Raw genomic sequence first — 8,736 nt, 5'->3', positions numbered from 1 at the left:
GTGCCTCAGAGCCAAGAAAGCCTTGTTTAGTTGAACCGCCGTGATACGTGACCCGTACGTCCGGTGGTGTGGGAGGTTGGGGCGAGCGATCGCCCCCGCCTACCCGATTTCAAAGTTTGTTCAAAAGAGCTACTTTTCAGGAGTTGCCTGAGCAGATGGAGCAGAGGTTTCTGCCGGCTTTGCCGCCGCAGTCTCCTGTTTTTCCGTTTCCGCTGCCTTGACCTGAGGGACTGGTTTGGCTGCCACAGGCTTTTTCTGAGGCTTCTCGGGGAAGAGCGTTGTTCCATCTTCCTTCATAAGGCCAATGCATTGAGCCGGGCAGGCTTCCATACACGGAGTCATGGATTTTCCATTGAGCTTGCGCCAGTCTCGGCACAGATCGCAGCGCACCGCGACCTTGCGTGGTTGCAAAAGTTCATCGTCATCAGGATTGTCTTCCATCTTGACGACAGGCAGCGAAGTCACATCCATCTGGATGGCTCCGTAGGGACAGGCATCGGCGCACATTTCACAGGCTATGCACAGTTCCTCGTGCATGCGCACCTCGCCACTTTCAAGCTGTTCCAGAGCCCCTGTGGGGCAGATGTGGCAGCAGGGCGCGTTACGGCACTCATGACACCTTGTGGTCGTCTTGAAGCCTTCGCCCTTGATGACGCGTACGCGAGAGATGAACTCGGCCCTGCGTTTTGTGGCTTCCTTGATGTCCAGTCCGTGGTGAGCTGCGATGCAGGCGACTTCGCAGCGCCGGCAGGCTCTGCAGCGCTCGGAGATTAAGACAATACGTTCCAGCATGGCTCTGTCCTGTTATTTGCGTATATGGTGTCAGGTGTTCGAAGAGTTTGTGTTGTTTTCCACTTCCAGGCCGAGCAGGGTGAGACCGTGTCCACCGGTGAAGGATATGTTTTGGCTACCGCAATGAGGGCAGACAAATTTCCTATGCACAAGCTCGAAGTGGGTGTTGCATGAGCTGCACATGCAGGGTAATGGTTCCCGTTCTATGTCAAGACGGGCACCTTCGGCTGGCGTTCCTTCGGCAAGCAGTTCAAAACAGCCTGTGAAGGTGGTTATTTCCACGCAGGAAAGGAGTCCAAGCCCCAGTCTGAGGGAAGTGATGCGGCCAGCTCGTGTTTCAGGGTGCTCCTGATTGTATGCGGACACACTTTCAAGAGTCACCCTCAACAGTCCCTGGGCCAGGGATGCTTCGTGCATGTCCCTAGCGCTCCGTGCAGGAAACGCATGGATCAATTGTATTGGTTATGAGTGCCGCGTCGGCAACCTTGGCATCGCGCAGCATGACGCCGAGGGCTTCCCAGTTCATGTAGGAAGGAACTCTCCACTTGAGGCGTTCGGGAATTTCCGTGTGGTTGGTACGGATGTAGTAGATCACCTCACCGCGCGGAGCCTCGGATCTTGCAATCGCCTGAGAAGGGAAGATTCTGTTCATATGTGTGCGGACTTCCCCCTGGGGAATGTCGCGCATGACCTGGCGGATAATCTTGATGGATTCAATAACTTCATGCAGGCGCACGCAGGTGCGGGCATAAAGATCACAGCCATCACGCACGATAATGTCAAAATCGATTTTACCGTACGCTGCGTAGGGCGTTTCCTTGCGGACATCGATGGCAAGGCCCGAACCTCTTGCCACAGGTCCCACAACGCCAAGACGCAGGGCATCTTCCTTGGGCAGCAGTCCGATACCCTTTATGCGGGCACAGATGAGAGGATCCGTTTCGAAGATGTCCATGAGTTCCTTGTAGGCAGGCATGAACTTGTTGATGCTTTCATCCAAAAAATCAAAACATTCCTCGTCAAGATCGAACTTGGTACCACCAATGCAATTGAAAGCCAGATTCATGCGATTGCCGTAGAGACTTTCCTTCACATCCTGGAAAATTTCACGCAATTCCATGGTGTGCATGAAGAGGGATTCAAAACCGCACAGATGGGCCTGAATGGCCAGGTTGAACAAGTGAGAGGCAACACGCTTGATTTCTTCCGTAAGCGTTCTCAGATAGTGGGCACGCTCGGGTACCTCTATGCCAAGGGCATTTTCCACAACCATGGCGTAGGTAAAGGCATGGCTGTTGGAACACAGGGAACAGACACGCTCGGTGAGCGTCTGGTTCATGATGAGGTTGCGGTGCTGGGCAAGATTTTCCATACCTCTGTGCACATGACCGCTGTGCAGCGTTGCTCCGCGGATGATCTCACCATCCACCTGCAGGTCAAAGTAAACAGGTTCTTCCAGCGCTACATGAACAGGTCCCAGAGGGATGTTGAAGGTGGCAGGCGAATTTTTGGGTGCAGGCATTTAGTGACTCCCTTCCTTGCTGGACAGGATGCGCTCCCAGAGGTCCTTGGTGCAGGCGCCATTCATCATGACAGACAGAGGAACAAGCCTGCTCAGCATGCCCTGGTCAAGAGAAGCGTCAAGAAAGAGGCGGTTGGGGTTGGGCTGGTGCGCTACCGTGATGCCCACAAGTTCCATCATCTCGCGCTCATGCCAGTCAGCGTTGGCGAACCATGGAGTAATTGTGGGAACCTGAGGCTCCTTTTTGGTGATAATAGCCGTAATATTGTAGATCACGCTGTCGAGCACAAAGTTATAGCAGGCAGCAAAAGGCGCCTCTTCTGCGTCTGGCTGCGACGCTCTCGAATAGCCGGAAATCAGGCTGAGCCTTGCAGACATGTCTTTCAACGCGGCTGCGGCAGCAGTGAGGTGAGACGGAGAGCTGAGCTCAAACCAGTGCTGGGCATTGCCGTAATTGTCTGCCCCAAGCGTCACGCCGTCCTTTGTGCTCAAGGACGTGAGTGTATTGATGAGGGCTGTATTGCCCTTGATGACATCGAACATGTGTAATCCTTGGGTCTTATCCCTGATGATACATCAGCGGGAAACAGGGCATCTTTCTAGTCGCGCCCTTCCTGCAGGGCAGTATTGATGTCCGAGCGCAGGACACAGACGGTGCTGTTCTCTGCGTCGCGCATCTGTCGACAACTGCGGCACAGATGCCGAATTTCCTCCGGATCCACGTCCGCATCATCTGCATAGAGCTGTTTTGCCTTGTCCAGGGCCATGACACGCATGGGGGTCCCACAACGGGCACACGGCTCATAGCTGATGGTATGCTGCTCAATGCGCTTGAACTTGTCCTCTTCTGCATGGGCGCTGTGCCAATCCGGATCAATGGACATGGCACTCATGGGACAGTAGGTCACGCAGGAGCGACAAAGACAGCAGCTGTCCTGCCAGATGGTAATTGTCCAGCCCTTGCTGTCCTTTTGCAGGTGAATGGCGCCTGCCGCGCACACGTGACGGCACATGCCACACCCAAGGCAACGCTCGGGATCGACAAGGATGCGGCCACGAATGCGTTTTGGCGTGAATGTCTCCCCAAAGGGAAACGGATCCGTGGCTGGACCGGAGATGAGGTTTTGCAGAAGAACATTGAGGAACGATGGCATACGCTAACCCTCCAGTCCCAGCTTTTTGAGCCAGATGCTGCGCGCAAGCACAACTGCTTCCATAATGGCCTGGGGTCTGGGAGGACACCCGGGGACATTGACGTCCACGGGAACAAGCCTGCTCAGTGGGCCTGCAATGGAATAGCTGTCGCGGAAGACGCCCCCGGAAATGGGACAGATGCCAACGGCCACAGTCACCTTGGGTTCGGGGATTTCATTCCAGACGCGCAGCACATAATCGCGCATATGCACTGTCACAGGTCCAGTGACGAGGACAATATCTGCCTGGCGGGGAGATCCGGTATAATGGCAACCGAGACGTTCCACGTCGTAGCGCGGAATGAGCGCGGTCGTGGCCAGTTCGACGTCACAGCCGTTGCAGGAACCTGCATTGATGCGAAAAAGCCACGGAGAGCGGACAGACGTCTTTTTCAAAAGTGTGTCGAGCACGGCAAACTCCTTACACCACAATGACCAGCACGAGGCTGATAAAGGCCAGGACTGCGGGAATCTTGAAATAGAACATCATGGCCTGGTCGATGCGCAAGCGCCCTGTGACGGAACGCAGCAGCGAGATGGCAAAGAACATGAGGATAAAGCACTTGACCATGAACCACACAAGATTCACGAGCCAGAAATCACCGAGCTGGCCGGGGAAGAAGAGAACGACCCCGAGACTCAGGACAACAAAGATCTTCAGGGCATTGCCTATCTGGAACAGGGCAAGCAGAGGACCGCCATATTCGAGCATGGGGCCTTCCAGAATTTCCGTCTCGGATTCGGCAATGTCGAAGGGCGGAACACCCATGGTTCCCGGCAGGAACATGAGATAGGCAATGAAGGCCGGGATCATGATGGGGTTGAGGCCAAACTGCCCGTAGGTCGTCTGATACTGGACAATATTGAGCAGCGAGAAGTCTGCAGTTCCTATGCCGGTTGCCTTGCCTGTTATCATGGCCACTGTGAGCAGGATCATGAGCAGGGGAAGCTCGTAGCTCAACATGATGAGCATTTCGCGCGAAAAGCCTATGGCGCCAAAGGGCGAGCTTGATGCGGAACCACCGAGCATGATGGCAATCGCCGGAATGGGCAAGAGGTAGAAGAGAACGAGAAGGTCGCCCATCATGTACATGCCGTCAAAGACACCAGGCACAGGGATAAAGGCCGCGCAGGCAGCCATACCCGTCATGCCAATGACAGGGGCCATCAAAAACATGGATTTGCAGGCAGTCTTCGGGATAAGCGTCTCCTTGGTCAGGAGCTTGGCTATATCGAAGATGGGCTGGGCAAGTGGAGGTCCTACACGACGCTGCATGCGTGCAACAAGGCGTCTATCAAGTCCTTTCAGGAAGAGGGCGAATCCCAGGGCAAAAAGCCCTCCGGGGAAGATGCAAACGTGGAACAGGGCCCAAAGAACATCATTCATGGCTATTCCTCCTTGCCTGACGCGGAAGCGCTTGAGCGCAGGAAGGCAGGCAGGCCGCCGTAGATGCTCGAGGGACGCATGCGGTTTGTGGCGTCTTCAGGCTCGCGGCCGCAGTTGTGAACGTCAATTTCGCGCACATGGACAAAACGGTGGATAATCCAGCAGCCGAAGGCAAAGGGAACCAGCATGATGATGAACATCACACCCGGATTCCAGCCAGTTGCGCCGCTGCCTATGCTTGTCAGGGTGAAGGGGATGGCCTGCAGGTTGAAGTCCGCGACAATGCCACTGATGGGGGTGAGCATGATTCCCGGGAAGAGACCGGTAGCCACACAGCCAACGGCAAGCAGGAACATGGGAACCTTCATGATGAGCGGCGGATCATGCACATCCTGCAGGGACGGATTGGGCTGGCCAAGGAAGGCTGCGTGCATGAACTTGGCAATGTAGGCAAGGGTCAGCACCGAACCAAAGAGCGAGAGCAGGGCCAGAATGGGCTGATCCGACTGCATGAGAGCGTGGTAGATGATCCACTTGGAACTGAAGCCCGAGGTCGGGGGAATGCCAACAACAGAAAGGCCGGCAATGAAGAACATGGTCATGGTGAAGGGCATCTTGCGCCCAAGGCCACCCATGTCGCTGAGGTATTCTCTGTGTGTCATGTACATGAGTGCACCGCACACGAGGAAGAGCAGGTCCTTGAAGAAGACATGGTTTGCCAGATGCAGCAGGCTTCCCGAAAGGCCCAGCGCAGCGTTGCTCTGGGTAGCGAGGGCGTAGCCTGCCACTGCAATGGCAAGAACCATGTAGCCAATCTGGCTCACAGTTGAGTAGATGAAGACCAGCTTGACCTGGTTGGCTCTGATGGCCTGCAGGGCAGCTAGAACGATGGTGATACCGCCAATCCACATGATGAAGCTGGATTGCAGGACATTGTAGAGCGCCGGAGCTCCGGCACCAAGGAGAAAGAAGAGCTTGCAAAAACCGATGATGGAGCTCTTCAGCAGCATGGAGGAGATGTAGCCTGATACGGGAGTGGGAGCCACTGCAGGGTGCATCTGCCAGTCAATGCGTATGGGCAGCTGTGCAGCCTTCATGACAAAGCCGATGGCCAGCAGGGCAAGTCCCAGAGGCAAGTGCGCTTCATTGGTTGCAATCCAGGGAGTGTCCACGCCAAAGGCAATCATGGAGGCTCCTCCGCCAATGATGCAGACACCCACAAAGATGAAGCTTGCGCCAATCACATTGAAGAGGAAGTACTTTCCTGCCTCTCTGAGACTGATACGATCTCCCTCGTGAGCCAAGGCCATATACAGTGTCCAGGAACTCATGATTTCCCAGAACACGAAGAAGCTGAAGAGGTTCGAGCTTGAGGCCATGCCGATGAGGCCACCGCACATGGCTGTGAAGATGCAGTAGAAGCGCCACTGAGTGTGGCTGTGTTCCATGTAGCCTATGGCGTAGGCCATGTTCAGGGCGCCGAGAGCGGGAACTATGACGGCAAAGGCCTGGGACAGGGTATCGAGGTTGTCACCCTGGAAGATGGCAAGCAGGCTGGTGATACCAAGAACGAACACGCTGGCCCAGCCGCTCATGCGCCTGTTGTACCTGAAGAAGGCAGGAATGATGGCGCCAATGATGGGCAGAATCACGTACGACGGCCAGGAAACAAGCAGGGCTTCAGCAGGCAGGCTTTCACCTGCGCTGGCGCACATGGCAGCCGCAGAGGCAGCGAGATTGTAGGGGATGGTGGGGCAGAAGCCAAAGAGCAGGGTGGCAAAGGCCAGAGCCATGAGAGCATACTGCATGGACTTTGGCGCTTCATGCAACACAGGGGCGTCTGCCGGGCGCTTCTCGAAAATGATGGTGTTGAGAATGCGCGTATAGTAGAGAACACCAATAAGGGAACCAATGAGAATGGCAGCAGCGACTACGATGTGACCGGAAGCCACCGCAGCATTGATCATGGCAAACTTGCTGTAGAAGGCTGCAAAGGGCGGCAGGCCCATAATGGAAAGCAGGCCCATGAGCATGCAGGTACAGGTTATGGGCATCTGGCTGCAGGCTCCCTTGAAGTCAGAGAGCTTGCGCGAGCCTGCACGCAGGATGAGGGCACCTGCACAGAGGAAGAGCAGGTCCTTCATGACTGCATGGTTGAGGATGTGGTAGAAGGCTGCTGTTGTCCCCATGACAGTGGTGAGTCCGAGGACAATGGTTATTTCACCAATCTGGCCTATGGTTGAATAGGCCAGCATGCGCTTGATGTCTTCCTGGCGCAAAGCCCAGATTTCACCGACAAAGAGGGTAACCATGCCGATGAGCACCATGCCTGTGCTGTACCAGGAAAGTCCGAAGTAGCCGGGAATGCTGGAAAGGAAGGGCCCTGCCTGGCCGGCGACAATTGCCGCAATGCCGAAGAAGCCCATCTTGGTGATGACACCGGACAGAGGGGCCGAAACAGAGCTCGGCGCTGCCGGGTGGGCGTCAGGAAGCCAGAAGTGCAGGGGCACGACACCGGCCTTGGTGCCAAAGCCGGCGACGCAGAGAATGAGGGCAACCTGTCCCCAGGATGAGGTCAGGTTCTGCATGCCTGTCCAGGCCACTGGTGCAGCGTTGGACAGAGCGCGCAGCTGGCCTGCGTCCGAGGACAGCAGGATGATTCCAGGCAGCATGAAAAGCGCGCCGCCTATGCACATGACAAAATATTTGATGGCTGCGTTTCTGGCCGTTCTGTTGGCCTCGTGCGCCACCAGGATAAAGCTTGTGAACGTCATCATTTCCCAGAAGCCGTAGCCGTAGATATCGGCTACATTGTCCGAGGAAACGACGCCGGCAAGAGAGGAGAAGGTCAGGAGCAGGAAGAACCAGTACCAGGCCTTGCGCTTGTCATGTGAAACGTAGTCAACGGAGTAGACAGCTATAACAACGCCTGCGATGCCCACAAGCAAAAGGAACATCTGCGCAAGGGGCGTGGAAGGAAGCAGGATAATGGAGAGTAGACCCAGAACAGTGGCAGCAACAGCAATTCGGATTGCTGTGCGCTCCGCATAGAGCCAGAAGCAGATGGCCACGACAAAGGCGGCAATATAGAGGATGGAACTGGAAATGTGCGGTGCGCTGTGATGCATGCTGAAGCCGCACAGGGCACACATGAACGAGAGCAGGGATGACTTGAAGATGCCCATGAGTGCGGCAATCACGGCCAGCACAAGGGATGCCTTGCTCGGTGTGTCGTCTATGATGTAGGCATGCTGCGGCTTGTCGAAGAGAACACAACAGGCCACTCTAGCCATCAGCCAGACCTGGACGGTACTTGTGGCTGCCGTGAACAGCATGATGTAGAAAAATTGCGGGACTTCCGGAACCTGGGACACAGAGGCAGCTGCAATGAGAAAGCGCCCTTCAGGAACAAAGAAGATGGATCCGCCTACTGTGGCCAGCATGGCAAACGCGAAGAATTTGCCCATGATGGGAGCGCGCTGACCCACGCCACGCAGAGCCCAAAGGTCGCTTCCACTCGGTTCTGCGTCCTGGGCAGGTTTGAGTACGTCGAGCGAGGTCCATGCCAACGCCCTGACCACAAACTGGAAAGCCAGATACAGGAAAAAGCCTGCAGTACCCATGGTACCAGGACAGGCTAGTCCCAGACAGGCCACACCCAGGTCGTGGAGTCCGCCTCGCCAGATAAGGGGTCTGAACTTGTCATGACTCATGAAGCTCAGCACAGTACCTGCAATCAGCAGACAGAGGCTGAAGAAGAGCATGACTGAGGTGAAAGTATCCATGGACTTCCCCCGAAATGTCTCATTTGGATGTGAAGAAAAAGCCGCGACGTGCGGTAT

General features: G+C 55.6%; 8 protein-coding genes. All 8 read right to left on the bottom strand.

The annotated features are described in order from the left end of the window. Positions 1-129: 129 nt before the first annotated feature. From B5F76_RS02010 to B5F76_RS01975, 8 genes are read right to left on the bottom strand one after another with little or no spacing between them, the layout of a single operon-like run. Positions 130-792 (bottom strand): 4Fe-4S binding protein, encoded by a 663-nt coding sequence (locus B5F76_RS02010; protein WP_087350166.1) that lies wholly within the window; start codon positions 790-792, stop codon positions 130-132. A 30-nt stretch (positions 793-822) separates the two neighbouring features. Then, positions 823-1,209, bottom strand: coding sequence for a hydrogenase maturation nickel metallochaperone HypA/HybF (locus B5F76_RS02005; RefSeq protein WP_087350163.1), 387 nt, complete (start codon positions 1,207-1,209; stop codon positions 823-825). A 4-nt stretch (positions 1,210-1,213) separates the two neighbouring features. After that, positions 1,214-2,314 carry a hydrogenase large subunit gene (locus tag B5F76_RS02000; protein WP_087350160.1) on the bottom strand — a complete coding sequence of 367 codons (1,101 nt, stop codon included), beginning with the start codon at positions 2,312-2,314 and terminating at the stop codon, positions 1,214-1,216. Further along, positions 2,315-2,857: an NADH-quinone oxidoreductase subunit C gene (locus B5F76_RS01995; RefSeq protein ID WP_087350157.1), complete on the bottom strand. Its 543-nt coding sequence runs from the start codon at positions 2,855-2,857 to the stop codon at positions 2,315-2,317. Positions 2,858-2,913: 56 nt separating this feature from the next. Continuing rightward, positions 2,914-3,468 (bottom strand): 4Fe-4S binding protein, encoded by a 555-nt coding sequence (locus B5F76_RS01990; RefSeq protein WP_087350155.1) that lies wholly within the window; start codon positions 3,466-3,468, stop codon positions 2,914-2,916. Positions 3,469-3,471: 3 nt separating this feature from the next. Next, a complete protein-coding gene (locus B5F76_RS01985) occupies positions 3,472-3,918 on the bottom strand; it encodes an NADH-quinone oxidoreductase subunit B family protein (RefSeq protein WP_087350152.1) in 447 nt (148 codons plus the stop codon). Between the two features lie 10 nt (positions 3,919-3,928). Further along, positions 3,929-4,894 carry a respiratory chain complex I subunit 1 family protein gene (locus tag B5F76_RS01980; RefSeq protein WP_087350149.1) on the bottom strand — a complete coding sequence of 322 codons (966 nt, stop codon included), beginning with the start codon at positions 4,892-4,894 and terminating at the stop codon, positions 3,929-3,931. 2 nt (positions 4,895-4,896) lie between these two features. Further along, positions 4,897-8,679 carry a complex I subunit 5 family protein gene (locus B5F76_RS01975; RefSeq protein WP_239406918.1) on the bottom strand — a complete coding sequence of 1,261 codons (3,783 nt, stop codon included), beginning with the start codon at positions 8,677-8,679 and terminating at the stop codon, positions 4,897-4,899. Between the last annotated feature and the right edge of the window lie 57 nt (positions 8,680-8,736).

Origin of the sequence: Desulfovibrio sp. An276 (assembly GCF_002159665.1) — a bacterium.
In the GTDB taxonomy this organism is placed as follows: Bacteria; Desulfobacterota; Desulfovibrionia; order Desulfovibrionales; family Desulfovibrionaceae; genus Desulfovibrio; species Desulfovibrio faecigallinarum.
The sequence above is the reverse complement of the archived record's forward strand: the minus strand, read 5'-3'. Positions and strand labels throughout refer to the sequence as shown.